At 74.0% G+C, this 25741-nt stretch carries 23 protein-coding genes and 1 riboswitch; of the genes, 12 read left to right on the forward strand and 11 right to left on the reverse strand.

Annotated elements, in window-relative coordinates; genetic code table 11:
* Window positions 1-72 precede the first annotated feature (72 nt).
* Window positions 73-1524, forward strand: a complete 1452-nt coding sequence (locus tag KIN34_RS04600; RefSeq protein WP_214347336.1) for an MFS transporter — start codon at window positions 73-75, stop codon at window positions 1522-1524.
* A 189-nt stretch (window positions 1525-1713) separates the two neighbouring features.
* Entirely contained in the window at window positions 1714-3711 is a 1998-nt protein-coding gene (locus tag KIN34_RS04605; protein WP_214347339.1) for an MDR family MFS transporter, read from the forward strand.
* A gap of 42 nt (window positions 3712-3753) precedes the next feature.
* Here the strand turns inward: KIN34_RS04605 and KIN34_RS04610 are convergent, their stop codons facing one another.
* The 5 genes from KIN34_RS04610 to KIN34_RS04630 form a co-directional block, all read right to left on the reverse strand.
* Window positions 3754-4389 (reverse strand): fasciclin domain-containing protein, encoded by a 636-nt coding sequence (locus tag KIN34_RS04610; protein WP_214347341.1) that lies wholly within the window; start codon window positions 4387-4389, stop codon window positions 3754-3756.
* A gap of 144 nt (window positions 4390-4533) precedes the next feature.
* On the reverse strand, window positions 4534-5304 hold the full coding sequence (locus KIN34_RS04615; RefSeq protein ID WP_214347343.1) for an anti-sigma factor: 771 nt from the start codon (window positions 5302-5304) through the stop codon (window positions 4534-4536).
* Window positions 5291-5869: an RNA polymerase sigma factor gene (locus KIN34_RS04620; protein WP_307858089.1), complete on the reverse strand. Its 579-nt coding sequence runs from the start codon at window positions 5867-5869 to the stop codon at window positions 5291-5293. The genes KIN34_RS04615 and KIN34_RS04620 overlap by 14 nt, the downstream gene beginning before the upstream one ends.
* A gap of 45 nt (window positions 5870-5914) precedes the next feature.
* Window positions 5915-6661 carry a class F sortase gene (locus KIN34_RS16700; RefSeq protein WP_237689041.1) on the reverse strand — a complete coding sequence of 249 codons (747 nt, stop codon included), beginning with the start codon at window positions 6659-6661 and terminating at the stop codon, window positions 5915-5917.
* Window positions 6662-6664: 3 nt separating this feature from the next.
* A complete protein-coding gene (locus KIN34_RS04630; protein ID WP_214347347.1) occupies window positions 6665-7501 on the reverse strand; it encodes a DUF4397 domain-containing protein in 837 nt (278 codons plus the stop codon).
* Between the two features lie 256 nt (window positions 7502-7757).
* On the opposite strand from KIN34_RS04630, the gene KIN34_RS04635 reads away from it, so the two are divergent.
* On the forward strand, window positions 7758-8903 hold the full coding sequence (locus KIN34_RS04635; protein WP_214347349.1) for an SPFH domain-containing protein: 1146 nt from the start codon (window positions 7758-7760) through the stop codon (window positions 8901-8903).
* A 1-nt stretch (window position 8904) separates the two neighbouring features.
* On the forward strand, window positions 8905-9996 hold the full coding sequence (locus tag KIN34_RS04640) for a hypothetical protein (protein WP_214347351.1): 1092 nt from the start codon (window positions 8905-8907) through the stop codon (window positions 9994-9996).
* 249 nt (window positions 9997-10245) lie between these two features.
* Here KIN34_RS04640 and KIN34_RS04645 read toward each other — a convergent pair whose 3' ends face one another.
* The 3 genes from KIN34_RS04645 to KIN34_RS04655 form a co-directional block, all read right to left on the reverse strand.
* Complete coding sequence (locus KIN34_RS04645; protein ID WP_214347353.1) at window positions 10246-13056, reverse strand: cellulose binding domain-containing protein; 2811 nt, start codon at window positions 13054-13056, stop codon at window positions 10246-10248.
* A gap of 135 nt (window positions 13057-13191) precedes the next feature.
* The gene (locus KIN34_RS04650) at window positions 13192-13737 is read right to left on the reverse strand and encodes a YqgE/AlgH family protein (protein ID WP_214347355.1); all 546 of its coding nucleotides are present in this window, start codon (window positions 13735-13737) and stop codon (window positions 13192-13194) included.
* Between the two features lie 24 nt (window positions 13738-13761).
* Window positions 13762-14487: a M50 family metallopeptidase gene (locus KIN34_RS04655; RefSeq protein ID WP_214347358.1), complete on the reverse strand. Its 726-nt coding sequence runs from the start codon at window positions 14485-14487 to the stop codon at window positions 13762-13764.
* A 50-nt stretch (window positions 14488-14537) separates the two neighbouring features.
* Between KIN34_RS04655 and KIN34_RS04660 the strand changes: the two genes are divergently transcribed.
* Genes KIN34_RS04660 through KIN34_RS04670 form a run of 3 tightly spaced genes read left to right on the forward strand, consistent with a single transcriptional unit; the run spans window position 14538 to window position 16625 of the window.
* Window positions 14538-15461 carry an NADP-dependent oxidoreductase gene (locus KIN34_RS04660; RefSeq protein ID WP_214347360.1) on the forward strand — a complete coding sequence of 308 codons (924 nt, stop codon included), beginning with the start codon at window positions 14538-14540 and terminating at the stop codon, window positions 15459-15461.
* A 49-nt stretch (window positions 15462-15510) separates the two neighbouring features.
* On the forward strand, window positions 15511-15804 hold the full coding sequence (locus KIN34_RS04665) for a DUF1905 domain-containing protein (protein WP_214347373.1): 294 nt from the start codon (window positions 15511-15513) through the stop codon (window positions 15802-15804).
* Window positions 15805-15836: 32 nt separating this feature from the next.
* On the forward strand, window positions 15837-16625 hold the full coding sequence (locus KIN34_RS04670) for a VOC family protein (RefSeq protein ID WP_214347385.1): 789 nt from the start codon (window positions 15837-15839) through the stop codon (window positions 16623-16625).
* A gap of 28 nt (window positions 16626-16653) precedes the next feature.
* Here the strand turns inward: KIN34_RS04670 and KIN34_RS04675 are convergent, their stop codons facing one another.
* Window positions 16654-17325 (reverse strand): DUF5701 family protein, encoded by a 672-nt coding sequence (locus KIN34_RS04675; RefSeq protein ID WP_214347388.1) that lies wholly within the window; start codon window positions 17323-17325, stop codon window positions 16654-16656.
* 70 nt (window positions 17326-17395) lie between these two features.
* A complete protein-coding gene (locus KIN34_RS04680; RefSeq protein ID WP_214347392.1) occupies window positions 17396-17836 on the reverse strand; it encodes a YciI family protein in 441 nt (146 codons plus the stop codon).
* A gap of 261 nt (window positions 17837-18097) precedes the next feature.
* On the opposite strand from KIN34_RS04680, the gene KIN34_RS04685 reads away from it, so the two are divergent.
* The 4 genes from KIN34_RS04685 (at window position 18098) to KIN34_RS04700 (ending at window position 22276) form a co-directional block, all read left to right on the forward strand.
* The gene (locus KIN34_RS04685) at window positions 18098-20158 is read left to right on the forward strand and encodes a penicillin-binding transpeptidase domain-containing protein (RefSeq protein ID WP_214347395.1); all 2061 of its coding nucleotides are present in this window, start codon (window positions 18098-18100) and stop codon (window positions 20156-20158) included.
* 66 nt (window positions 20159-20224) lie between these two features.
* The gene (locus tag KIN34_RS04690) at window positions 20225-21196 is read left to right on the forward strand and encodes an aldo/keto reductase (RefSeq protein ID WP_214347399.1); all 972 of its coding nucleotides are present in this window, start codon (window positions 20225-20227) and stop codon (window positions 21194-21196) included.
* A 243-nt stretch (window positions 21197-21439) separates the two neighbouring features.
* A riboswitch (cyclic di-GMP riboswitch) is annotated at window positions 21440-21516 on the forward strand.
* 16 nt (window positions 21517-21532) lie between these two features.
* The gene (locus tag KIN34_RS04695; RefSeq protein ID WP_214347401.1) at window positions 21533-21679 is read left to right on the forward strand and encodes a hypothetical protein; all 147 of its coding nucleotides are present in this window, start codon (window positions 21533-21535) and stop codon (window positions 21677-21679) included.
* 222 nt (window positions 21680-21901) lie between these two features.
* Complete coding sequence (locus KIN34_RS04700) at window positions 21902-22276, forward strand: SHOCT domain-containing protein (protein WP_214347403.1); 375 nt, start codon at window positions 21902-21904, stop codon at window positions 22274-22276.
* Between the two features lie 149 nt (window positions 22277-22425).
* Here KIN34_RS04700 and KIN34_RS04705 read toward each other — a convergent pair whose 3' ends face one another.
* The gene (locus tag KIN34_RS04705) at window positions 22426-25095 is read right to left on the reverse strand and encodes a lysylphosphatidylglycerol synthase transmembrane domain-containing protein (protein WP_214347405.1); all 2670 of its coding nucleotides are present in this window, start codon (window positions 25093-25095) and stop codon (window positions 22426-22428) included.
* Between the two features lie 77 nt (window positions 25096-25172).
* Here KIN34_RS04705 and KIN34_RS04710 point away from each other — a divergent pair, with 77 nt between their 5' ends.
* On the forward strand, window positions 25173-25739 hold the full coding sequence (locus tag KIN34_RS04710; RefSeq protein ID WP_214347407.1) for an HdeD family acid-resistance protein: 567 nt from the start codon (window positions 25173-25175) through the stop codon (window positions 25737-25739).
* Window positions 25740-25741: the final 2 nt, after the last annotated feature.

The following is a 25741-nucleotide window of genomic DNA, read 5'->3' on the forward strand; positions in this document are numbered from 1 at the left end:
CTCGCTTGACTTCTCTCGTTGTGTAAGTAGCATACACACCCGTTGTGCAATCTACACAAGACGGGGACGACGATGACGGAACACTCTGCGGGACATCCTCCCGCCCGGCACGCGGGGCTCATCATCGCGGTGCTCGCGTTCGGCAGCCTGTGCGCGGCCCTCATGCAGTCGCTGGTCATCCCGATCCAGGGTGAGCTCCCGACGCTGCTCGGCACCTCCGCCGCCAACGCGTCCTGGGTCGTCACCGCGACCCTGCTGGGTGCGGCGGTCGCGATGCCCGTCACGGGCCGTCTGGCGGACATCGTCGGCAAGAAGCCGGTGCTCGTCGTCTCGGCGGCGATCCTGCTGGCCGGGTCCCTGGTCTGCGCGGTGTCGAGCAGCTTCCCGCTGGTCCTGACGGGACGTGTGCTGCAGGGCATGGCCATGGGCTTCATCCCGGTCGCGATCTCGCTCGCCAAGGAGGTCGCGCCGCCGCACCTGACCAACACCGCGGTCGCCGGCATCAGCGCGACGCTCGGCGTCGGCGGCGCGCTCGGCCTGCCCCTCGCGGCGTGGATCGCGCAGGACTTCGACTGGCACACGCTGTTCTGGCTGTCCGCCGTGCTGGCGGCCCTCATCCTCGTCGGGACCGCGACCCTGCTGCCGCACGTGCGCGACGAGCATCCGGCACGCCTCGACGTCGTGGGCGCGGTCGGCCTCGCGGTCGGCCTCGTCGCCGTGCTCGTGGGCGTCTCCAAGGGCAACGAGTGGGGCTGGAGCTCGTTCGCGACGCTCGGCCTGCTCGTCGGCGGGGTCCTGGTGCTGCTCGCGTGGGGCGCGTTCGAGCTGCGGCACGACGAGCCGCTCGTCGACCTGCGCACCACGGCCCGGCGCCCGGTGCTCATGACCAACCTCGCCGCGCTGCTGATCGGCTTCGGGATGATGGCGCAGTCGATCGTCGTGCCCCAGCTCCTCGAGATGCCGAGCGAGACCGGGTTCGGCCTGGGTCAGACGATCCTGCAGGCCGGCCTGTGGATGGCGCCCGCGGGCATCGTCATGATGCTCTTCGCGCCCGTCTCGAGCCGGTTGCTCACGACGATCGGCGGTCGCCGGACGCTCTCGCTCGGCGCCGTCGTGATCGGCGTCGGCTACATCGTCGCGGTGTTCCTCACGAGCGCTCCCTGGCAGCTCATGCTCGCCACGTGCGTGGCGTCGGCGGGCGTCGGGATCGGGTACGCCGCGATGCCCAGCCTGATCCTCGAGAACGTCCCCGCGAGCGAGGCCGCGTCGAGCGTCGGCGTCAACGCGCTCATGCGCTCGATGGGCACCACCGTCGCCGGTGCGGTGATGGCCGTGGTGCTCACGAGCCGGACCGTGCCCCTGGCGCCCGGGATCGAGATCCCGGCGGAGGGCGCGTTCCGCATGTGCTTCGTCATCGGTGCGGGCGCGGCCTTCGCGGGCGCCCTCGTCGCGCTGCTGGTGCCGCGCCGGGCCGCCGCGCGCGACGACCGCCCGGCCGACGAGCTCGAGGCGACCACGGTCTGACCGCTGCCAGCATGAGCGGCTGCCGGCGCTCGGCCTGCGGCTCCCTCCTCGACGGGACGCTCGTGGCGAAGGCCCACGGGCGTCCCGTCGAGCGCGGTCGGTTGCCGACCGACGGGAGCCGCACGACGATGAGCGCAGGCGCCGACCCGCCGGGCCGACGAGGACGCGATCACGACAGTCGGGGGCGACGTGGCGTCGACCAGCACCGAGGACCCGCAGCAGCAGCTCGACCAGAGGAAGGTGTGGGCCGTCTTCGCGGGGCTCATGCTCGCGATGCTCCTCGCCGCGCTGGACCAGACGATCGTCGCGACCGCGCTGCCGACGATCGTGCAGGACCTCGGCGGCGCCGAGCACCTGTCGTGGGTCGTGACCGCCTACATGCTCGCGTCGACGGCGACGACCCCGCTGTGGGGCAAGCTCGGCGACCTCTACGGCCGCAAGATCCTGTTCATCACGTGCATCGTGCTGTTCCTGGCCGGCTCGGCGCTCGCGGGCACGTCCGAGACCATGGCCCAGCTCATCGCCTGGCGCGCGCTCCAGGGCATCGGCGGCGGCGGGATCATGGTGCTGGCGCAGGCGATCATCGGGGACGTCGTCCCGCCGCGGGACCGCGGCCGCTACCAGGGTCTCTTCGGCGCGGTGTTCGGGATCTCGAGCGTGGCCGGCCCGCTGCTCGGCGGGTTCTTCGTCGACACGCTCTCCTGGCAGTGGGTGTTCTACGTCAACCTGCCGATCGGGGCCGTCGCGCTCGTCGTCGTCGCCGCGGTCCTGCCGCGCAGCAACGTGCGGGTCAAGCCGACGATCGACTACGCGGGGATCATGCTGCTCGCCGCGATCTCCACCGCGATCGTCCTGGTCACGAGCCTCGGCGGGACCACGTGGGAGTGGAGCGGGCCCCAGGTGATCGGGCTGCTCGTGGCCGCGGCCATCGGGATCGTCGCGTTCGTGGTCGTGGAGAAGCGGGCGGCGGAGCCGGTGCTGCCGCTGCGGCTGTTCGGGGTGCGGGTGTTCACGATGGCCGCCCTCGTCGGGTTCGTCGTCGGCTTCGCCATGTTCGGGGCAATCACGTTCCTGCCGATGTACCTGCAGACGGTCCAGGGCGCGTCGCCGACGCAGTCGGGGCTGCAGATGCTGCCCATGATGGTCGGCATGCTGCTGACGTCGATCGGCAGCGGGCAGCTCATCAGCCGCACCGGGCGCTACCGGGTGTACCCGATCGTCGGGACCGCGCTCACCTCGGTCGGGCTCTACCTGCTGTCGACGATGGGGCGCGAGACCACCGCGCTCGAGTCCGGCATCGGGATGTTCGTGCTCGGCGCCGGGCTGGGGATGGTCACCCAGGTCCTGGTCCTCGCGGTGCAGAACGCGGTCGACTACCGCGACCTGGGCACCGCGACCTCGGGTGCCACCTTCTTCCGGACCATCGGCAGCGCGGTCGGCGTGGCGCTGTTCGGCACGATCTTCGCCAACAACCTCAACAGCCGGCTCGCGGAGGACGTGCCCGCGGGCGCGACCGGCGCGTGCTCGGCACCCGCGCTCGCGGCCTCGTCGGCGGGGCTCGACCAGTGCTCGCCCGAGGTCCAGGACTGGTTCCTCGACGCGTTCACGCACGCCATCCACCTGGTGTTCCTGTGGGCGGTGCCGGTGGCCGTGCTCGCGTTCGCGCTGACCTGGTTCATCCCGGAGCTGCGCCTGCGCACGGTCGCGTCCACACCGGAGCCGGGAGCGGCCGCCGGCATGCCGGTGTCCCGCACGTCGCTCGAGGAGCTGCGCCTCCTGCTGTGGCGCGAGGTCGGCCGGCTGGACCCGTTGAAGGCCTACGCGATCCTCACCGAGGACCTCGACATCGACCTGAGCCCGGGCGAGACCTGGATGGTCGGCCGCGTGTCGATCGACGGCACGCGGACGGTCGCCTCGATGGCCGAGCGCTCCGGGCGCGACGAGGTCGTCGTCGATCGCGTCGCGCGCTCGCTCGCGGCCCGGGGACTCGTCGTGCTCGAGGAAGGGCGCGTGACCGTCACCCCGGCCGGGGAGGCGGTCGCCGACGAGGTGCGCGAGAACGAGCGCCGGCGCCTGCGCGCGCTCATCGACGAGTGGCCCGGCGCGGACGAGCTCGAGGTCCGCGAGCTCGTCGAGGACCTCACCGCGCGCCTGCTCACCGACCAGGCGCTCCCCGCACGCGCGTGAGCGGGACCGGCTGACGCCGGTCCCGCCCACGGACGCGCGCGCTCAGAGGTCCGCGGGCCGCAGCACCAGCGAGATGCCGTGCGCGATCTGCAGGTTGCCCTTGTTGAGGTCGAGCTTCGACGCCACCAGGAACGGGTCGAGGTCGGTGCGGTCCTGGTCCCGGAGCTGGACGAGCTTGAAGAAGCGCGACCAGACCGTCACGGTGATCGTGCCGCCCTGGGCGGTCGTGAGCCGCGCGCCGTTCGAGGCGAGGGCGGTGCGGGAGTCGATCGTCGCGCCGGGCACCACGTGGTAGAGCAGCACCTGCTCGACCGTGTCGACGCCCACGCCCGCCACGGCCGCCAGGACCTTGGCCTCCGAGTGGTACCACCGGTGCGTCAGGTCGTACGCGAGCACCTGGAACGCCCGGTCGTTGGGCAGGAAGGCCGTCAGCGGGACGGTGCCGTCGGCGAGCACGGCCACCGGGCTGTCCGGCTTGGCCGCGAGCACCGCCGCCACGGCCTGGTCCAGGACGTCGAAGTCGTACCAGTTGCGGTCGAAGGTGTCCCCGTCGGCGGCGAGGACGCTCGCCAACGAGGTGGTGCCGGGCGCGGCGACGGCCGCGGGTGCGGCGGCGACGGCGGCGCCGGCCACGGCGAGCGCCGCGACCGAGGCGGCAAGAGTGCGACGGATCTTCATCGATGTGCTCCCTTCGTCGACGGCCCGGAGGCCGGACACCCGATCGGCGTCACCCGGTACTTCCGCCGCCCGGGCGCCGACGGATGCAGCCCGGGCGCCGGATCTTCGCGAATCGGGCGAGAGCGCGGCCGAGGGACCGGCGGGTCAGGAGCGCAGCGGACCGCGGACGATCGAGTCGCCCGAGTGCGCGGGGTCGCCGTCGAACACCTCCTGCGAGACGTCGACCACGGAGAACTCCGCGAGGTCCAGGCCCTCGGGGAGATCGAACCGACCCGAGGTGCCGTCGAGGGTGCCGACGCTCACGAGTCCGGAGACGTCCGGGCGCAGCAGCCAGACCTCGCGGAAGCCGCCCGCGGGCACGTCGTCGGCGAGGTCGACGACGAGCACGCGGCGGCCCGAGGAGTCGGTCTCGACGAGCGCCTCCCCGAGGGCGTCCCATCCGGGCAGCGGCTCCAGCACCGCGGATGCCACGACGTCCCAGGCGGGCTGCCGCACGGCGGCCCAGGTCCCGACGCCGCCGACGACCACGCCCACGGCAGCCGCAGCGGCCACCCAGGTCCAGGCGCGGCGGCGCGGCGGCCTCAGGGGCACGACCGCGGCGGGCGCGCCGGGGTGCGGCGACGCGTCCTCGTCGCCCGCGCCCGGCAGCTCCGGGAGCGTGCGGTCCGCGAGCGCCAGCTCGTCGGCCACCGACTCCCAGACGTGGGCCGGCGGGGCGACGAGCGGTGCGGACGTGCGTGCGGCGAGCGCGACCTCGGACAGGGCCGCGACCTCGTCGGAGCACCGGGCGCAGACGGCGACGTGCTCCTGCTCGACGGCGGTCCCGGCGTCCTCGCCGAGCGCGAGGAGGGTCAGGGTCTCGTCGTCGACGTGCTGGTCGAGCTGGTGGTCGAGGTGCTGGTCATCCGGCGACACCGTCCACCTCCCATCGGTCACGCAGGCGTGCCAGGCTGCGCCGCAGGTGGCTCTTCACGGTGCCCAGCGGCAGGTCCATTCTCGTCGCGATCTGGAGGTGGGTGAGGTCCTCGTAGAACGCGAGCCGCAGGATCTCGCGCTGCGGGTCGCCCAGGCGGTCCAGCTCGTCGCGGACGACCAGGCGCTGCACCACGCGCTCGTCGGACGCGTCCGCGACCTCGGGCGGCGCCTCCACCGCGGCGAGCACCCGGCGGTCGCGGGCGCGTCCCTCGTGCGCGTCGGCGATCGCGTGCTTGGCGATCCCGACGAGCCACGCGGGCAGGCGCGCCCGCGCCGGGTCGAACCGGTGCCGGCCGCGCCAGGCGTCCACGAACACGAGCTGGGTCACCTCCTCGGCGTCCTGGGCCGATCCGAGCGAGCGCAGGGCGAGCGTGTGCACGAGCGACGCCCAGCGTGCGTACGACTCGCGGAACGCCGCCTCGTCCCCTGCGGCGAACGCGCGGCCGAGCTCGTCGACGCCCTCGCCGTCGCGTGACGGCGCGGCGACGCGGTCAGCTGGCGTCACGTGCGACTCCTGTCGGGTGCCGGCGGGGGTGCGGCGCGCGGGCACTCACCTCCCGACGGGTTCGGCGGTGAGCACCACGTTGTCGGAATAGTGCCCGATCTCGGCGTCCCACGCTCCTCCACAGGTGATGACGACGAGCTGCGCCGGACCCGTCCGGTCGAACCAGCTGCGCAGGGGTGCGTCGGTCTTGGGGACCTGCTCGACGCCGGTCACCGAGTACACGACGTCCCGGCCCGACGCCGTCGTGACCGTCAGCCGGCTCGCCTCCCGGACGTCCCGCAGCGCGACGAGCGGACCGAGGCCGGTCACCGCGGAGTCGACGTGCGCGGCGAGCACCGCGTTGCCGGACGGCTGCCCGGGCGCGGGGCCGTACCGGTACCAGCCCGCCACGTCCGCCGCGGCGGGGAGCTCCATGGTCCCGTCCGGCGCGACCCCGACCGGGACCACCGCCATCGCGATGTCGCCCTCCGCGATCCGCAGCGCGACGGGCGGGTCGACGCGGGGCCGCGGGGGCGGGGTCGCGGTGCGCACCGGCACCGACGGCCGGGCATCGGGCCGAGCGGAGGGCGGCGCCGACGACCGGGCGGATGCCGCGGTCCCGGGCTCGGCACCGGCGCGCGCCGGTGCCGGTGCACCGGCGCCGCCGGCCGGCGTGACGTCAGCCGCGGGGGAGCAGGCTGACGCCACGCCGACGAGCGTGCCCACCACGGCGACCGCGACGGCACCCCGGGCGACGCGGACCGCGCGCCGCGGCAGGTGCCCGCGCTGGTGCTGGGTGAGGTCCGGTCGCATCGCTCAGCGACGCGCCGGGGACCGACGCACCGCCAGGCCCGTACCGAGGGCACCGGCGACGACGAGCGCGCCCGCCGCCCACAGCCACGGCGAGCCGCCCTGCGGCTCCGCGGCGAGCCCGAGCTCACCGGCCTGCACGCCCTCCGGGTCGCCGTGCAGCCCGTCGATGACCTGCGTCGCGAGCTGGAGGGTCGAGGGGTCGGCCGTGGCGTCACCCCACGCGTACAGGATCGTGCTGGTGCCCTCCGCGACGTCGACGTCCGCCGGGCCCAGGAGCGCGGGCTCGGTGGTGCCGGCGGCCACGACGGACGCCGAGACGGTACCGGCCGGAAGGTCGAGGACCTTCTCCTGCGGGTTCTCGAGGCCGCTGATCACGGCGTCCCCGCCCGCGAGCACGTCCACGCCCGGCGCGGCCGCGACGTGCCGCACGGTGAGCCGGCCCTCGCCGGCCGCCGTGGCGGACACGTCGTTGGTGAACAGCGTGGCGGTGGGCTGGGCGTCGGCGTCCAGGTGCGCGACCGCGGTGTAGCTGCCGCCTGCCGCGAGGTCGAGGTCGACCGGGCCGATCGCCGGGTCGCTGTCGTCCGTGGCGTCGGCAGCGGTGATCGCCACCGAGTAGGTGCCCGCCGGGAGCTCGAGCGGACCGGCGAGGTCACCGGGCTCGAAGTCGTCGAGCGTCAGCTCCCCGTCGACCCAGACGTCCACGGTGAGGTCGGGGACGCCGTGCAGCACCGAGAGCTGCGCGTCACCCTCCGCGGCGGAGGCGGGGGTGGCGGCGAGTGCCAGCCCGAACGTGGCCAGTGCGATCGTCCCGCCGGCGGCGAGGTGTCGTGCGCGCATGATCGTCTCCTCTGCTGGGGTCCCGCACCGTGCGAGACGTCGTGCCCCTTCTTCCGCGGCAACCCCCGCGACGGATGCAGGCGACGACGAATCACTGCCCTGGTGCCGACCCGGCACGCCGACGACGGCACCGGACGACACCGCCAGCGCGGGCTCACGAAATCACCCATGCGCAGGTCAAGAGGAGGTAGACGAGCGGTTGTGCGCGCTGCGATGCTGGCCCGTTCGTCAACCGCCGACGAGGAGAGCAGGGGACATGGGCTTCGTGGACAAGCTGCGCGGGCAGCTCATCGACATCATCGAGTTCCTGGACGACAGCCGGGACACGATCGTCTGGCGGTTCCCCCGCCAGGGGAACGAGATCAAGAACCAGGCGCAGCTCGTGGTGCGCGAGGGGCAGGTCGCGGTCTTCGAGAGCGAGGGCCAGATCGCCGACGTGTTCGGCCCCGGTCGCTACGTCCTCGAGACCAAGAACCTGCCGATCCTCACCACCCTCAAGGGCTGGAAGTACGGGTTCAGCTCTCCGTTCAAGGCGGAGGTGTACTTCGTCGCGACGCGTCAGTTCACCGACTTCAAGTGGGGCACGCAGCACCCGATCACGCTGCGCGACCCCGAGTTCGGGATGGTGCGGCTGCGCGCGTTCGGCACGTACGCGCTCAAGGTCAGCGACCCGGCGGCGATGCTGCGCCAGCTCGTCGGGACCGACTCGAACTTCCGGACCGACGAGATCGGGGAGTTCTTCCGGCAGAACATCATCGGCCACCTGGCGCCCGCGATCGCGAGCTCGGGCATTGCGATGCTCGACCTCGCGGCCAACCAGCAGTCGCTCTCCGCCACGCTCGCTCCCGCGCTGTCCGCGGAGCTCGCCGAGTACGGCGTGACGATCCCGCGGTTCGTGATCGAGAACGTCTCCCTGCCGCCCGAGGTCGAGGCCGCGCTCGACAAGCGCACGCAGATGGGCGTGCTGGGCGACCTCGACCGGTACACCACGTTCCAGACCGCGACCGCGATCGGCGACGCCGCGAACAACCCCGGCGGCGCGGGCGAGGGGCTCGGGCTCGGCATGGGCATGGCGATGGGGACGCAGATGGCGCAGTCGATCCAGGCCGCGCAGCAGTCGGCGCCCGCGGGTGCGCCGGCCGGCGGGCCCCCGCCGCTGCCGGTGACCGACGAGCTGTGGTTCTACGCCGCGGGCGGCACCCAGGCCGGGCCGGTGACGCCGGAGGCGCTGGCGCAGGAGGTCGGCAGCGGCACGGTCACGCGGGAGACCCTCGTCTGGAAGCAGGGCATGTCCGGGTGGACCGCCGCGGGCCAGGTGCCGGACCTGGCGTCGCTGTTCGCGGCCGTCCCGCCGCCTCTTCCCCCGACGAGCCAGCCGACGAACCCGTCCGCGGAGGCCTGACGTGTCCGACGAGACCGTCCCGCCGCCGCTGCCCGGTCACCCCACGGCGCCGGTGGTGTCCGGACGCTGCCCCGTGTGCGGGGCGGCGCTCGCGTACGGGGCGGGGCGGTCCGCGCTCGTCTGCGGGTCGTGCGGCAACCAGGTGCAGATCACGCACGACGAGCGCGACGCGGTCGACGAGCACTCGTACTCCCGGTGGCTCGCCGACCCGCACCGCTACGACGTGGCGACCCTCGGCGGCCAGGTGCTCACCTGCGAGGGCTGCGGCGCGAGCACCGAGACGAAGGACCTGGCCGGGAGCTGCCAGTTCTGCGGCGGCAACCTGGTCGCGTCCGTGCAGCCCGCGGGCGTGATCGCGCCGGAGGGCGTGCTGCCGTTCGTCGTGGACAGCGCGCAGGCGCGCGGGGAGTTCACGCGCTGGGTGCGCTCGCGGTGGTTCGCGCCCGGCGCGCTGAAGAAGGTGGGCGACACGGAGTCGATCCGGGGGACCTACCTGCCGCACTGGACGTTCGACGCCCGGACCACCACCGAGTACGTCGGCCAGCGCGGCGAGCACTACACCGAGAAGCAGGGCGACAACGAGGTGCGCAAGACGCGCTGGTGGCCCGCGGCCGGCACCGTGGACAACGTGTTCGACGACCTGCTGGTCCCCGCGTCGGCCACCCTGCCGCGCAACCGCGTGGACGACCTGGGCCCGTGGAACCTCTCGCTCGTGCAGCCGTACCGGCCGGAGTACCTGGTCGGGCACTCGGCGGTGCGCTACGACGCCGACCCGGACGCGGCGTTCCGGGAGGCCCAGCAGCAGATGGAGCGCGTGATCCGGCACGACGTCGAGGTGGACATCGGCGGCGACGAGCAGCGGATCCACCACCTCGACACCCGCTACGCGGACGTCATGTTCAAGCTGGTGCTGCTCCCGATCTGGATCGCGACCTTCATGTACGCGGGCCGGCAGTGGCAGGTGATGGTCAACGCCAGCACGGGCGAGGTCGTCGGCGACCGGCCGTACAGCGTCCCCAAGATCGTCGCGGCCTCGATCGCCGGCCTCGTCGTCCTGGCGGTCACGATCTGGGTCTTCACCCGCTCGTCGTAACCCCACCTGCCCGCGTCCCACCCCCCGCCAGCCCCGAGATCGTCACTCCGGGGCGAGAGCGCGGGTGCGGCGCGCGTTCTCGCGCGCGGTCGACGAGGTCGCGGGCGGGGTGGGAACGACGACGGGGGTGCGAGGGGTGTCCGCGTCCCTCGCACCCCCGTCCGGCCGGGATCGAGCCGGCCGTGGGGTGGCTCACGGCGTCAGGCCACGCCGCGAGCCACGTCTGTCACCTCATGACGGCTGCCACCGTCACGAGACGCTGCACGTCGCGCCGTTGAGCGCGAAGGCCGTCGGCCGCGGGTTCGAGCCCGTGAACCCGCCGTTGAAGCCCAGCTCCACCGTGCCGCCCGCGGCGATCGTGCCGTTCCACGGGGCGTTGGTGATCGTCACGGCCTGGCCCGACTGGCTGAACGTGCCCGACCAGCCGTTGGTGACCTGCTGGTTGCCCGGGAACGAGAACTTCAGCGACCACGAGCCGAGCGCCGCGGTGCCGGTGTTCTTGATCTTCACCGACGCCGTGAACCCGTTCGGCCAGTCGTTGGTCGAGTACGTCACCGCGCACCCGCCCGCGGGCGGGGTCGTGGGCGACACCGTGGGCGTGGGCGTGGGCGTGGGCGTGGGCGTCGGGGTGGGCGTGGGAGTCGGTGTCGGGGTGGGCGTGGGCGTGGGCGTCGGGGTGGGCGTCGGTGTCGGGGTTGGCGTCGGCGGGACCGTGGGCGTCGTGCCCGTGCTCCCGACGACGATGCCGCGGCCGTTCGTGCCCACGTAGACCCGGCCGAACACGTCCGGGTCGCCCGTGATGGCGGAGCCGGTCCAGGCGTACTGGTGCTCGTCGTCGTTGATCCGCGTCCACGTGCTGCCGCCGTCGATCGAGCGGAAGAACCCGCGGACGCCGTTGTACTCCGACGTCGAGTAGATCGCCGGGTACGTCGCGCCCGGAGCGGCCTTGCCGAAGCCCACGGCGCCGCCGTCGGTGAAGCCGGCGAGCTTGGTGAACGTGGTGCCGTAGTCGGTCGAGCGGTACATGCCGTTCTCGGCGGCCAGCCAGACGTGGCCCGCCTTGCCCGGTACGGCGCCGAACCGGACGTTGCCCTCGGCCGGGAAGCCGGTCGCGGCGGACCTGGTGAACGTCGCGCCGCCGTCCCTCGAGACGTAGAACGCGCCGGCCTGGTAGGCGTAGAACGCCTTGGCGTCCTCGCGGTCGGACTCGACCTGCGCCTGCGCGGGCACACCCGTCGCCGCCGTCCACGACGAGCCGAACGTCGTCGACCGGTGCACGCCGGTGCCCTCGGGCGACCAGACGATCGTCCCGCCGTCCGCCGACATCGCGACCGTCCCCGACTTCGTGACGCCCGCGGGCTCCTGCCCGGCCCACCACGACGAGCCCGACGAGGTCGAGACGCCGATGTGGGACGCGACGGTGCCGTCGACCGCGTAGCCGACCCGCACCATCGTGGACGGGCTCTTCCCCGCGAAGTCCACCGAGGACGTGCTGCCGTGGTACGGCTGCGTGAACTGCGACGCGGGCACCTTGGTGATGTCGGTGTGCACGAACCCGCCGATGTCGCCGAGGCCCGAGACGAGCTCGACCGCTCCGGGCGGCGCCGCGAGGTCGAGCACCGCGGTCTCCTCGATGCCCTGGGCCCGGACGGTGAGGTCGATCTTCCCGCCCGTGTCCCACGCCGTGAGGTTGTCGGTGCCGTAGACGGTCGCACCGGTGCCGTACATCATCCTGTTCGAGTCGAACGGGTCGATCTCGAGCGACTCGGTCATCCAGCCGAGCTTGACCGCGGGCTCGGGCGGCTGCGGCGCGGTGGCGCCGAACCCGAGCCACGGCGAGGCCGAGACGTCCTGCGTGTAGCGCAGCGTGCGGGAGGGGTAGCCGGCCCACTCCCAGATCGGCGACCACGTGGCCCCGCGGTCCTTCGAGCGGTAGAGGATGATGTCCGGCCACCAGGAGACCTGCGTCGCCACCATGATCGTGTCCGGGTGCTGGCGGTCGATCGTCAGGCCGGAGTAGCCGTAGTAGAGGTCGGAGCTCGTGGAGGGGACCGGCGAGATCCGGGTCCACGCGCCGCTCGTCGTGTCGAGGCGCCAGACGTCACCCTTGCCGCCGTCGTACGGGCCGCCGGTGTCGCTCGTCGCGATGTAGAGCTGCTTGCCGACCTTGTCGAACACACCCTTGTGCGGGAGGAAGCCCGTGGGCTGTCCCGGCACGCGCTGCCAGGTGACGCCCGCGTCGGTCGAGCGGTAGACGTTGTTCTCCTTGTCGGCGACGCCGACGTAGATCGTCCGGCTCCTGCTGCCGGCGGTGCCGCTCGTCGGGTCGAACGTGACCCAGACGACGCCCTGGTTGGAGGTCAGGTAGGAGTTGTCCGAGGTCGGGTCCTGCACGTAGGTGCCCGCGTTCGGGAAGCTCGTGACCTTGGCCCAGGTGGCGCCGTAGTCCGTCGAGCGCCACAGGCCGTTGCCGCTCTCGGCGCCGTAGTAGAGGACCCGGTTGTCGTTGGGGTCGATCTGCAGGCGCTCGCCCATGCCGCGGCCGGGCATGTTGCCGCCGACCTTGAACGGCAGGTCCGTCTGCTGCCAGGTCTCGCCGCGGTCGGTGGAGCGCAGGATCGCACCGTTCTGCGGGTCCCAGTCGTTGGTGTAGGTGCCCACGGCCGCGTACACCCGGTTCGGGTCGCGGGCGTCGGTGGCGAGCGAGAGCACGCCCGAGTGGGACCAGTCGTCCCAGCCGACGTGGTCGAGCAGCGGGACCCAGCGCCGGGTCGTCGTGTCGAGCCGGTACGCGCCCCCGATGTCGGTCCGGGCGTAGACGAGGCCCTTCTCGGCCTGGTTGTAGACGATGCCGGGGACGAAGCCGCCGCCGACGACCTCGACGTTGCCCCAGGTGTACCCCGCGGCGTCCGGCGCGTCGGCGGCGTCGGCGGTGTCGGCTGCGACGACGGCGACGCCCGTCGCGGCGAGGGCTGCCGCGACCGCTCCCGCGGCCACACGCCGCGCGACCGAGGTCACGGGGCCGGGCCGGGGCGTCGCGAGCACGGACGGAACACGCATCCGCTCACTCCTTCGTGGCGTGGTGTGACCCCGCCGGGGAGGCCGCGGCGGGGGAGCCGGGCCCCGGGAGGGCGGCGCGGCACGCGCGACGCTAATCGAAGCGCTTCGACACCGGGAGCACCCGAATCGTTTACGTCAGTTGAGGTGCACGTCCGGCGGGTAGTGCGCGAGCATCGCCAGGTCACCGCCCTGGCGGCGCAGCACGCGGCTCCAGAGCGTGTCCGGTGCGGCCGTGAACGCGTCGTCCGGCACCGAGGGCACGACGAACCACGAGCCCTCCTCGATCTCCGCCTCGAGCTGCCCGCCGCCCCAGCCCGCGTGCCCGGCGAAGATCCGCAGCCCGGTGAACCGCCCGACCAGGTCGCTCGGGTCCGCGTCCAGGTCGACGAGCCCGAACTCGCCGGTGAAGCGGTCGACCACCGGCACGCCCTCGTCGGGCGTGACCGCGACGCCGATCGCGCCGTCGAGCCCGACCGGCCCGCCCTGGAACAGCCCACCCGGGACGCTGACGACGTCCTCCCAGCCCGGCAGCACCGAGTCGACGTCCACCGGCAGGGGGCGGTTGAGGACCACGCCGAACGCGCCCTCGTCGTTGTGGTCGAGCAGCAGGACCACCGTGCGGTGGAAGTTCGGGTCGAGCAGGAGCGGCGTGGCCACGAGCAACCGTCCGCTGAGCGTCATGCCCTCATCATCCGCGCTCGTCCGCTACACCTGCAGCCCGACGAGCCACGCGGCGCCCAGCGCGAGGCCGGCGAGCGTGACCAGGCCCAGCACCGCCACCCACAACCCGCCGGGCGTGTGCGTGAGGCCGCCGAGCAGCCCCGCGTCGGAGGTGTCGCGGCGCCCGCGTCGGCGGTCGGCTCGTCGTGCCGACTGCATCTCGACCACCGCGCGCGGGGCGCCGAGCAGGAAGAACCAGGTGACCACGTACGCGAACCCGGCCTGCACCGCGGGCGTGCCCCAGACGGTCACCGCGACGAGCGCCGCGAGGCTCACCAGGACGGCCCACAGGCCGTACCAGTTCCGGATGGAGACCAGGACCAGCACGACGAGCACGAGCAGCGACCACAGCAGCGCCAGGTCGTACCCGTGGGCCAGCAGCCAGGCCGCCCCGACGCCGACCACCGTCGGGGCGGGGTACCCCGCGAACGCCGTCGCGATCATCCCCGGCCCGCGCGGCCGCCCGCGCGACAGCGTCAGCCCCGACGTGTCCGAGTGGACGCGGATCCCCGACACCGTGCGGCCGACCAGGAGCGCCACGCCCGCGTGCCCGGCCTCGTGCACGATCGTCAGCGCGTGCCGGGCCACGTGCCACAGCCACGGGACGACGAGCACGACGAGCACCGCAGCCGCCGCGGCGACCACCACCCACGTCTCCGGGACGGGGTTCGCCGTCGTCACGTCCGCCCAGGTGTCGCTCAGCCAGTCCACGCGCCGGAGCGTAGGGGAAGAACCTCCGCGCGCTCGCCGTTGCGCCAGAGATGCGAGCCATCACCTACGACCGCTACGGCGGCAGCGACGTCCTGCAGCTCACCGACCTGCCCACCCCCAAGGTCGGCCCCGACTCCGTCCTGGTCCGCGTCCGGGCCGCGTCGGTGAACCCCGTGGACTGGAAGGTCCGCGCCGGGTACCTCGACGGGCTCATGGACACCACCTTCCCCGTGGTCCCGGGCTGGGACGTCGCGGGTGTCGTCGAGAAGGTCGGGCTGGACACGCCCGAGCTGCAGGTGGGCGACGAGGTCTACGGCTACGTGCGCAAGGACTGGGTCCAGGGCGGGACCTTCGCGGAGCTGGTCGCGGCGCCCGTGCGCACCCTCGCGCGCAAGCCGGCGTCGCTCTCGTTCGAGGAGGCCGCGGCGGTGCCCCTGGCGGGGCTGACCGCGTTCCAGTCGCTCGAGCGCGCGGGGGTCCGCGCCGGCCAGACCGTGCTGGTGCACGCGGCGGCCGGGGGCGTGGGGCAGTTCGCCGTGCAGCTCGCGGTGGCCCGCGGCGCGCGCGTGATCGGCACGGCGTCGTCGGGCAACCACGAGTACCTGCGCGGGCTCGGGGCGGAGCCGGTGGCCTACGGCGAGGGTCTCGTCGAGCGCGTGCGTGCGCTCGCGCCGGCCGGCGTGGACGTCGTCCTGGACTACGGCTCCGACGACCTGGTCGCCACGACGCGTGCCGTCCTGGCGGACGGCGGCACCGTCGCGTCGATCGTCGACGCGGCCGCACGGGACGAGCTCGGCGGCCACTACGTCTGGGTGCGCCCGAGCGCGTCCGACCTCGCCGAGCTCGCGACGGTCATCGACTCCGGCCGCGTCACGGTCGACGTCGCGCAGGTCTTCGACCTCGCGGACGCCGCCGCGGCGCACGAGGCGAGCCAGACCGGCCACGTGCGTGGGAAGGTCGTCGTCCGGGTCTGAGCCCGGCGCACCGGCGCGCCTGTCGGTGGGCCGCGTCATGCTGGACCCCATGGAGCTGTCCTTCTCCGGCGAGGTCTGGCACTGGCGCGGCCCGTCGCCGTTCCACTTCGTCACCGTGCCCGGGCCGGAGGCCGCGGAGATCGAGGCGGTCAAGAACCTGGTCACCTACGGCTGGGGGGTGATCCCCGCGCAGGTGCGGATCGGCGGCACGCGGTTCACCACGTCGCTCTTCCCCAAGGACGGCGGCTTCGTCGTGCCCGTGAAGGACGCCGTGCGCCGCGCGGAGGGCATCGAGCTCGGCGACACCGTCGCCGTCCGCCTGACGATCGAGGGCCCCCGCTGACCCGACGGCGCGGCGCGGGCTACGGTGCGCCCATGGCGATCAGCTGGACCACCGCGATGCTGGACCTCCCGTGCGCGGCGCTCGACCCGGACCTCACCTTCTGGCGGCAGGTCACGGCCAGCGGCCTGTCGCCGTGGCGGGGCGAGCACGACGACTTCGCGACCCTGCTGGCGCCCGACGGCGACGACTTCCTGCGCGTGCAGCGGTTCGAGGCCGGCCCGCGGGTGCACCTGGACCTGCACGTCGGTGACGACGCGGCGGTGCGCGCCGGCCTGGTCCGCGCGCTCGCGCTCGGTGCCGGGCTCGAGCACGACGCGGGCACCCACGTGGTCCTGTCCTCGCCCGGCGGCTACGTGTTCTGCCTGGTCCGGGACGCCGGCCACGCGCGCCGGCCGTCGCCCGTGCGGGTGGACGGCCCGGTGCGGGAGCCCGACGAGCCGGCGTCCGCGCTGGTCGACCAGCTCTGCCTCGACGTCCCCGCGGGCCTGTTCGACGCGGAGGTCGCGTTCTGGTCGGCACTCACCGGCTGGGCGGCGCGCACCGGGAGCCGCAGCGAGTTCGTCGTGCTCGAGCGGCCGGCAGGGATGCCGCTGCGGCTCATGCTCCAGCGGCTGGGCGAGGACCCGCGGCGCGAGGTCTCCGCGCACCTGGACCTCGCGACGACGGCGCGGCCCGCCGTCGAGCGGGCGCACGTCGCCGCCGGTGCGCGCGTGGTGGGCGCCGGCCCGGGGTGGACCGTCATGGAGGACCCCGCCGGTCTGGCGTACTGCCTGACGGACCGCTCGCCCGCGACCGGCCTGCTGCCCTCGCCGCGGCCGTAGCCGGCGCGGGCCGCCGCGGAACGCCGCGCTACGAGGCCCGGCGGGAGGTCGTCGACGCGAAGCCCAGCCACGTGTGGCGGTTGCCCGCCCAGCACCAGCCGACCTTGGGCGCGTCCCGGCGCTCGCGGCCGTCGCGGCCCGTGCCGTTCGAGATCCACAGCGCGGGCGTGCGGGCGTCGAGCCGGCCGTCGGCCTTGCGCCGACGTGAGCCGATCGTCATGAAGCAGTGGTTGCGGTCGAGCGCCCCGGGCACCTGGAGGAGCCAGTGCACGCCCTCGGCGAGCGTGAGCGGCGAGCGACCGCGGTGCTCGAGCTCGGGCAGGGCCTCGTCGGGCGACCAGCTCGCGAGGTCGTCGCCACGGTCGGGCGGGGCGATCACGTACAGCGGCGACTCCGGGACCGCGAGGCCGGCGATCGGCGCGAAGTCGTCGACGTCCGTCATGTCCGTGACGACGAACCCCGGGCGGTCACCGCGGCGCAGCAGGGGCGCGAGCGCGGACACGGGGGCGAGCGAGGGGGCGACGACCAGGAGGCCCGACGAGCCCGCGCCGGCCGCCGCTGCGCGCACCTGGTCGTGCGCGAGGCCCGCGAGGTCGGCGACCCCGAGCTCGATCAGGCGCTCGGCCTGGGCGTCGAGCGTCGGGACGGCGGAGGGCAGGTCGAGCAGCGGCGGTCCGGTGGGCGAGGTCGTCGTCGGCATACCGGGCACAACGCCCCGGGTGCGCGGATCGTGCCGCGCACCCGGGGTGAAGGTCGCCACGGGTCCGGGCTCAGGTGCGGTCGGCGTCGGTGAGCCAGTCGGACATCGTGGCGGCGTCGCTCGGGGGCGCGCCGACGACCTCGCGGACCTGGATCGGCTGGCCGGTGGGGACGCCGCCGCGGCCCGGCACGGCGGAGACCAGCGCTGCGATCTCGAGCGCGCGCTCCTGCGACGCGACGTCGACCACCTGGAAGCCGGCGACCCACTCGCTGAACTCCGCGAACGGTCCCTCGGTCACGGTGGTCGAGCCCGCACCGCTCGAGCGGACGACGTGCGCGACGTCCGGGCCGGCCAGGATCTCGCCGCCCACGAGCTCGCCGGACGCCGTCAGCTCGTCGTTCAGGCGGCGGTAGTACGCCAGGTGCGCGTCGACCTCGTCGGGCGTCCACTCGTCCATGGGGGTCGGGTCGGCGCCGGACTGGAAGTCCACGATGAGCAGGTAACGGGGCACGGTCGTCTCCTCGCGCTGGTCGGTCTCGAAGTCGGATTCGCTTCGGATCTCGCTGTCACGAGCATGACGCGCGGCGCCGCGGGAAATCGACACGACGGGCTGTCGGACCCCGCCGGTAGAGTGCCGGAGGCCGCACGGTCGCGCGGGCCCGTACGGGCCCTGCGACGCCGGCGGTCACGCCCGGTCCACGGGCGGCGCGCGCCCCAGGTCCGGCCGACGACGGCGGGACCCGTCCGCGGCGCGGCGACAGGAGGGGGCTCCATGGCTGCGCTGCGTCCGGTCCGGTGGTCGCTCGGCGGTCCGGCGGGCCGGCCGAGCGGCGGGAGGCGCGTCGTCGTCGGGGGCGCGGTGACGCTCGGCGTGGTCCTCGGGGCGCTGACCGGCTGCACGTCGGAGCCGCCCGGCCCGCAGGACGCGGCGGAGGCGCTCGCGGCGGGGCTGGCCGCAGGGGACCTCAGCGAGGTCGACCTCGTGGCGGGGACGACGCCGGCGCAGGCGCAGGACGGCCTGGCCTCCGCTTTCGAGGCGCTCGCCGCGGTCACGCCCGCCGTCACGCTCCGTGACGCGCGCGTCGACGCGGCCGACGACGCGAGCGCGACCGCCACGCTCGACTTCGCATGGGACCTGGACGGCCCCGGCGGCGCCGAGCCGTGGACGTACGCGACGACGGCGCACCTGCAGCGCGACGACGAGGACGTGTGGCGCACCGCCTGGACCCCCGCGATCCTGGCGCCGGACCTGACGGCGGACGAGGCGCTCGTCGTGACCCGCGAGGCCGCGCCGCGGGCCGAGGTCCTGGGCGCCGACGACGAGGTGATCGTCGAGGCGCGGCCCGTGCACCGCATCGGGATCGACAAGACGCGCGTGACGGCCGCCGACCAGGACGCGGCGGCGCGCGGGCTCGCCGCCGCGCTCGAGCTGGACGCGGACGCCTACGCCGAGCGCGTCGCCTCCGCGGGGGACAAGGCGTTCGTCGAGGCCATCGTCGTGCGGGACACCGACGACGAGTACGACGTCGACCGGCTGAGCCGGCTGCCCGGCGTCCTCGCGGTCGCCGACGAGCTGCCCCTGGCGCCGACGCGCGACTTCGCCCGCCCGGTGCTCGGGACGGTCGGCACCGCGACCGCGGAGATCATCGAGAAGTCGGGCGGCGCCGTCGCGGCGGGTGACCTCGCCGGCCTGTCGGGGCTGCAGCGCCAGTACGACGCGGTGCTCCGCGGCACGCCGGGACTGACCGTCGCCGCGCGCAGCGACGACGGTGACCGCGAGCTCATGACGATCGACCCGGTCGCGGGGCAGGACCTGCGCACGACGCTCGACGTGGACCTGCAGTCCGCCGCCGAGGACGTCCTCGCGGACGTCGCCCCCGCCTCGGCGCTCGTCGCGGTGCGGCCCTCCACGGGCGAGGTGCTCGCCGCGGCCAGCGGCCCGGGCGGCGAGGGCCTGTCCACGGCGACGCTGGGCCAGTACGCGCCGGGTTCGACGTTCAAGGTCGTCAGCACGCTCGCGCTGCTGCGCTCGGGCCTGGGTCCGGCGTCGACCGTCAGCTGCCCCCCGTCGGTCGTCGTGGACGGCCGGCAGTTCGACAACTTCCCCGACTACCCCGCGGACGCGCTCGGCGAGGTGCCCCTGCGCACGGCGTTCGCGAACTCCTGCAACACGGCCTTCATCGGGCAGCGGGCAGCGGCGCCGCAGGACGCCCTGGTCGACGCGGCGGGGTCGCTGGGGCTCATGCCGGCGGAGTCGCTCGGCTTCTCGTCGTTCCTGGGCACCGTGCCGAGCGACTCCGACGGGACCGACCACGCGGCGACGATGATCGGCCAGGGCCGCGTGCTCGCCTCGCCGCTCGGGATGGCGACCGTCGCCGCCTCGGTCGCCGCCGGGCGCACGGTGACCCCCGTGCTCGTCGTGGACCCGCCGGCCGACGAGGACGGCGACACGGCGACCGACGGTTCGGCGGGTTCCACGGAGACCTCGCCCGACGAGGACGGGAGCGACGACGCGTCGACGGGGACCGACGAGCCCCGGCCCCTCGTGCCGCTCGCCGCGGACGAGGCCGCGCAGCTCCGGGACCTGATGCGGGCCGTGGTCACCGACGGCGGGGCGTCCTTCCTGCAGGACGTCCCGGGCGCGGACGTGCTGGCCAAGACGGGCACTGCGCAGTTCGGGCCGCAGGAGGACCTGCGCAACCACGTGTGGATGATCGCGGTGCAGGGCGACCTGGCCGTGGCGGTGTTCGTCGACGAGGGCGAGTACGGCTCGACCACGGCGGGACCGCTCCTCACCCGGTTCCTCGAGGACCCGGCGGTGGCCCGGGGTTGAGCCGCGGCCCCGCGGGACGCAGGATCGACCGTCGGCTTCGTCGTGCAGCACCCGTAGGAGGTCCTCGTGAGCACTGCCCCGTACGCGCCCGGTGAGCCCGGCTGGATCCGCCCGCTGCCGGGCACGGACCTGCGGGTCTCGGCCGTCGCGCTCGGCGGCGGTCCGCTCGGCAGCATGCCGGACCTGTTCGGGCGCGACGTCCCGGCCGACGAGGGCGTCGCGACGGTGCTGGCCGCGCTCGACTCGCCGATCCGGTTCGTGGACACCTCGAACGGCTACTCGGACGGCGAGAGCGAGCGTCGCATCGGTGCCGCGCTCCGGCTCGCGGGGGGCAAGCCGGCCGACCTCGTCGTCGCGACCAAGGTCGACCCGCGGGGGAGCGACTACTCGGGTGAGCGCGTGCGCGCGTCGGTCGCGGAGTCCCGGGAGCGGCTGGGGCTGGACGAGCTGCCGCTGGTCCACCTGCACGACCCGGAGTGGCACGACTTCGACGAGCTGACGGCACCGGGCGGCGCCGTCGCCACGCTGGTCGAGCTCCGGGAGCAGGGTGCCGTCGGCCGGATCGGCCTCGCGGGCGGCCGCGTCCAGGAGATCGCGCGGTACCTGGACCTCGGCGTGTTCGACGTGCTGCTGGTGCACAACCGGTGGACGCTGCTGGACCGCTCGGCCGGCCCGCTGATCGAGGAGGCGCGGCGGCGGGGGATGGGCGTGCTCAACGCCGCGGTCTTCGGCGGCGGGATCCTGGGCGCCCAGCAGGGCGGCCCGACGACGTACGGCTACCGTCCCGCGCCGCGGGAGGTGCTCGAGTCCGTCGCCCGGATGCGTGAGGCGTGCGCGGCGTACGGGACGGACATCGCGACCGCGGCCCTGCAGTTCTCGCTGCGCGACGAGCGGGTCGCGTCGACCATCGTCGGGATGAGCCGGCCGGCGCGCGTCGCGTCGACCGTCGAGGCGGCGGCACGGCCCGTCCCCGCCGCGCTCTGGCCCGAGCTCGAGTCGCTGCTGCCCCCGGCGCACGTGTGGCTCGACGCGGACTGAGTGCTCGCCGTGGACCGAGTGCTCGCCGTGGACTGAGTGCTCGGCGTGGACCGAGTGCTCGGCGAGGACTGAGCGTGGGCGGGAGCGATGACCGGCGTGGAACCGGTACCGGGTGCGTATCACGGGAGGCTGTCCGCCGCCCGTCCGACGCGTTGCTCCGAACGGGTGATTCTGGGTCGTGGGCGTATTTGGGTGGTTCTGGGCACTTGGCCCAGGTAACAACCTGAACTACTGTCTGGGTTGTCAGCGAAACGGCAAACCCTCCGCGAGGAGGGGACGCAAAGCCACGGGACCCACGACTGGTCAGCCGGGCTACCGAACAGGACAGGAAGACCCATGGACCAGACCGGGTTCCCCGCAGAGTCGTCGGCCTCCACCCCCGCCACCTCCCCCCTGGCCCGTGCTCAGGCGTGGGCGGCCCTCGCGGCCCGGCAGGGTGTGCTGGACCGCATCCCCGCGCAGCGCGAGCGCGCGGCCGCCTGACCGACCGGCCCGCCACGCGGGCCGCTCCACGACATCACCGGACGCCGGTGCGCAGCCGCGCACCGGCGTCCGTCGTCTGAGCCCCTCGCCGTCGCGCGGCGACGGTTGCCAGAGGCAGATCGTGCGGGTGTGGTGCATTCCTGCAGGTGCCCAGGTGGACTAGCGTCAGGGGCGATACCCGCACGGCGCGGGCTGCACTTGGTCGAAAGGTCACGCACCGACATGGACTTCTGGCACTGGGTACTCGTTCTGCTCTGGTGGTTCCTCTTCTTCGCCTACCTGATCATCCTCTTCCAGATCCTGGGCGACCTGTTCCGTGACCGCGACCTCGGCGGCTGGGGCAAGGCGGCCTGGATCGTCGGCCTGATCCTCCTGCCCTTCCTCACCGCCCTGATCTACGTGATCGCGCGCGGCCGGGGCATGGCGGAGCGCCAGGTCGCCGCGGTCCAGCAGGCGAAGGCGGACACGGACACCTACATCCGCGAGGTCGCGGGCAAGTCGCCTGCGGACCACATCGCCGACGCGAAGGCGCTCCTGGACTCGGGCGCCATCAACCAGGCGGAGTTCGAGCAGCTCAAGGCGAAGGCGCTCGCCTGAGCCTTCCGCTCGTCGGGACGGGCCGGTCACCTCACGGTGACCGGCCCGTCCTGCGTCCGTGCCCTGCTCTGCCGCCGCGCCGTGTCCGGCTGGGCGGGCTCGTCCGGCCCGCCGCGACCGCCGCTCTGCGACCTGCCGACCCGGTCCGGTCAGAGCTCGCCGGTGCGCTGCAGGTAGCGCATCGCGACCCAGCCGATGGGGATGCGCACCCAGAACGTGACGACGCGGAACAGCACCGCGATGGAGGTCGCGACACCAGGGTTGATGCCGGTCACGGCCGTCAGCGAGGCGGCCAGCGCCACCTCGATGGCGCCCATGCCGCCCGGCGTCGGGACCAGCGCCCCGGCGGTGTTGCCCGCCAGGTAGACGATCGCGACCTGGATGAGGCTCGCCTCCTGGCCGAACGCGGCGAGGCACGCGTCGAACGCGAGCACGTACCCGAGCGTCATGACCAGGTTGCCGGTCACGGCGACGACGAGGCGCCACGGCCGGCCCAGGATGTCGACCAGCCGCGGCCAGATCTGCCGCAGCGTCGGCCGGATCTTCGCGAGCACCCACTGGCGCACCTTCGGCACCAGCAGCGACGCGGCGACGACGGCGGCCACCAGCGCGATGGCGAGCAGCACGGTCGGTGAGATCGGGAGCTCGGACTCCTGCCCGCCGGAGGCCAGCGAGAGCACGACCAGGAGCAGGATCGTGACGACGAACTGGCTCACCTGGACCATGGCGACGGTCGCGGCCGCGAGCGTGGTCGACACCCCGCGGCGGGTCAGCAGCCGCAGGTTCAGCGCCGCCGGCCCGATGCCGGCGGGCGCGGCCAGGGCGACGAAGCTCGCGGCCGCCTGCACCACGTGCGTGAGCCAGACGGGGAGGCGCACGGGCGAGAACGCCATGAGGGCCAGGCTCGCCCCGACCAGGGTGAGCATCCCGAGCAGGAACGCGAGCACCGTGAAGCGCCAGTCGCTCGAGGCCAGCGCTGCGGAGATCTCGTCGATGTTGACGCGCGTGACGACGAACAGGATCGCGACGATCGGCACGATGATCGTCAGGACGGTGCGGGCGCCGAACCGGACGAGCTGCTGCGGCTCGACGTCGGCCTCGGGGATGCGCGCGACGATCGCGGTGCGCAGGTCCTCGAGGACCTTCTTGTGCCCGCGGAGCTGGCTGCGCGTGAGCTCGGGCAGCGCGATGCCCTGCAGGAGCGGGCCGATCGCGGCGATGTCGTCGTCGGACAGCGAGTGCGCGGCGGACTGGAGCGCGCGGTCCACGCCGACGCGCAGCGCGAGCAGCGCCAGGAGCTGGGTCAGGTCCATGCGCCGCGCCAGCTCCGACGAGGCGACGTAGCCGGACTCCCAGCCCACGATCCACACCATCGGCCGTCCCACGACGTCCTCGACCAGGATCGTGTCCGACGAGAGCTCGCGGTGGGCGATGCCCGCGTCGTGGGCCGTGCGCAGCTGGGCCCAGACCTCGCGCAGCAGCTCGTCGCTGAGCACGTCGTCGGGCAGGTCGCTGAGCGGGACCGCGCGGCCGGGGCGCGCCTGCACCAGCAGCATCGAGTCGTCGACCTCGGCGACGCGCAGCAGCTCCGGCGTCCGCACCCCGGCGGAGCGCGCGGCGTACCCGAGCAGGGCGGTGCGCTCGGCGGTCTGCCGCAGCGACTGCACCGAGCGTCCCTCGAGGCCGCGCAGCCGGATCGAGCGCCAGACGCGCGACACCATGCCGACGACCTGGCGGTCGCCGTCGATCACGACGAGGTCGAGCCGCTGGCCGTCCTCGGTGGAGAGCTCGTAGGCGCGGTAGCCGGTGGACCGCACGAGGGCGCGGGACGCGGCGTCGCCGTCGGCGCGCTCGGCGTGCTCGACCGTGTCGGCCAGGGTGCTGGCGGTGCTCGTCGGGCCGGCCACCGGCTCGTCGTCGGCCTCGTCGGACGCCGGCCGGTCCGGGTCGATGCGGCGCAGCCGGACGGGCTCGTAGCCCGCCCGGCGGATGCCGGCGAGCAGGCGGGCGCCGTAGGCGCGCTCGCTGCGCGCGCCGGAGACGTAGCGGACGCCCAGACCGGTCAGCCGCCCGATCAGCAGCGCCACCGCGAGGCCCGGCAGCGAGACGCCGGCGGTCACGAGCAGCACGGCGATCGCGACCCAGAGCAGGTTCCAGGACCAGGCGACGGTGCGGCGGCGGGACCGCGGGCCGCTCACCGTGAGCAGGCCGGCGAGCATCGCGACGTAGGGCGGGATGGTGAGCGTCCAGGTGCCGCTGAGCAGCACGGACATGCCGCGGACCAGCGCCTCGGAGCCGACCTCCTGCACCAGCACGATCGCGAGCCAGGTCAGCACCACCGCGATCACCGCGGCGACCAGCGCCTCGATCAGCTGCCGGCCCAGGCGACGCACCGCGAGCTCGATGCCCACCGCGATCGGGACCGCGAGCGTCACCACGCCCTCGAGCACCTGCACGGGGACGAACAGGATGCGCCGCAGCAGCGCCGCGAACCCCTGCACGTCCTCGGCCACACCCGTGGTGGTGTGCTGCGCGTAGGTGGCCAGGACCATGACGAGCGCGATGCCGAGGCCGGACATCACCGCGCCGATGAGGTCGCTCGGGTGGTGCACGCGCACGGTCGGCTGGTCGTCGACGACGATCCGGTCCGCCTCGGCGGCCGCGCGCTCGCGCTGCTGCTCGGGCGTCTCACCCTCGTCGGGCGGCTCGACCACCTGGCGGGCGGTCACCAGCTCCGGCAGGTCGACGTGGGCGTCGACGTGGGCGTCGGCCGCCGGCGAGGGCGCCGACGCGGCCCCCGGTGACCTGCGCGCAGACATACCCGCGAGTCTAGGCAGGTGGGCGCTACGGTGGCGCTCAGGAGGCCGCCGTGGCCCCGTGACTCGAGGAGGGCGTCGTGACGACGATCGACGAGACGGGCCGCGAGCTGCGCGCCCTGTGGTGGCTTCCGGTCCTGCGCGGCGTGGTCCTGCTGCTGCTCGGTCTGCTCATGCTGTTCCACCCGCTCGAGACGCTCGCGGCGATCACCTGGGTGTTCGGGGTGTTCGCGGTCCTGGACGGCGTGCTGATCCTGCTGCAGGCGTTCGTGGACCGCGCCAAGGGGGTCATGTGGTGGCAGGTCCTGGGCGGCCTGATCGTGATCGGGCTCGGCGTCGTCGTCATGGTCTGGCCCAAGCCGACCGTGCTCGTGCTGTTCTACCTGGTCGCCGCGTGGATCCTGGCCGTCGGCCTGTTCGGGCTGGTCGGGTCGGTGGTGCTGCACAAGCGCGCCGAGCAGACGTGGTTCGTCGCCCTCGCGTTCGGCCTGGTCAACCTGGTGATCGGCCTGCTGCTGGTGCTCAACCCGCAGACGTCCCTGTCCGTCGTGATGATCCTCACCGGCGTGTTCGCACTGGTTGGCGGCGTGCTCCTGCTGGTCAGCGGACTCGCGGCCCGCTCCCTCGGCAAGCAGCTGGCTCCCTGACG

The organism is Cellulomonas fulva, from assembly GCF_018531375.1.
GTDB classification, from domain to species: Bacteria; Actinomycetota; Actinomycetes; order Actinomycetales; family Cellulomonadaceae; genus Cellulomonas; species Cellulomonas fulva.

Coding starts and splice junctions, on each gene's coding strand:
- KIN34_RS04600 (WP_214347336.1), top strand. CDS start 73: ATGACGGAACACTCTGCGGGACATCCTCCCGCCCGGCACGCGGGGCTC.
- KIN34_RS04610 (WP_214347341.1), bottom strand. CDS start 4,389: ATGAAGATCCGTCGCACTCTTGCCGCCTCGGTCGCGGCGCTCGCCGTG.
- KIN34_RS16700 (WP_237689041.1), bottom strand. CDS start 6,661: ATGCGACCGGACCTCACCCAGCACCAGCGCGGGCACCTGCCGCGGCGC.
- KIN34_RS04630 (WP_214347347.1), bottom strand. CDS start 7,501: ATGCGCGCACGACACCTCGCCGCCGGCGGGACGATCGCACTGGCCACG.
- KIN34_RS04635 (WP_214347349.1), top strand. CDS start 7,758: ATGGGCTTCGTGGACAAGCTGCGCGGGCAGCTCATCGACATCATCGAG.
- KIN34_RS04645 (WP_214347353.1), bottom strand. CDS start 13,056: ATGCGTGTTCCGTCCGTGCTCGCGACGCCCCGGCCCGGCCCCGTGACC.
- KIN34_RS04650 (WP_214347355.1), bottom strand. CDS start 13,737: ATGACGCTCAGCGGACGGTTGCTCGTGGCCACGCCGCTCCTGCTCGAC.
- KIN34_RS04660 (WP_214347360.1), top strand. CDS start 14,538: ATGCGAGCCATCACCTACGACCGCTACGGCGGCAGCGACGTCCTGCAG.
- KIN34_RS04665 (WP_214347373.1), top strand. CDS start 15,511: ATGGAGCTGTCCTTCTCCGGCGAGGTCTGGCACTGGCGCGGCCCGTCG.
- KIN34_RS04670 (WP_214347385.1), top strand. CDS start 15,837: ATGGCGATCAGCTGGACCACCGCGATGCTGGACCTCCCGTGCGCGGCG.
- KIN34_RS04675 (WP_214347388.1), bottom strand. CDS start 17,325: ATGCCGACGACGACCTCGCCCACCGGACCGCCGCTGCTCGACCTGCCC.
- KIN34_RS04685 (WP_214347395.1), top strand. CDS start 18,098: ATGGCTGCGCTGCGTCCGGTCCGGTGGTCGCTCGGCGGTCCGGCGGGC.
- KIN34_RS04695 (WP_214347401.1), top strand. CDS start 21,533: ATGGACCAGACCGGGTTCCCCGCAGAGTCGTCGGCCTCCACCCCCGCC.
- KIN34_RS04700 (WP_214347403.1), top strand. CDS start 21,902: ATGGACTTCTGGCACTGGGTACTCGTTCTGCTCTGGTGGTTCCTCTTC.
- KIN34_RS04705 (WP_214347405.1), bottom strand. CDS start 25,095: ATGTCTGCGCGCAGGTCACCGGGGGCCGCGTCGGCGCCCTCGCCGGCG.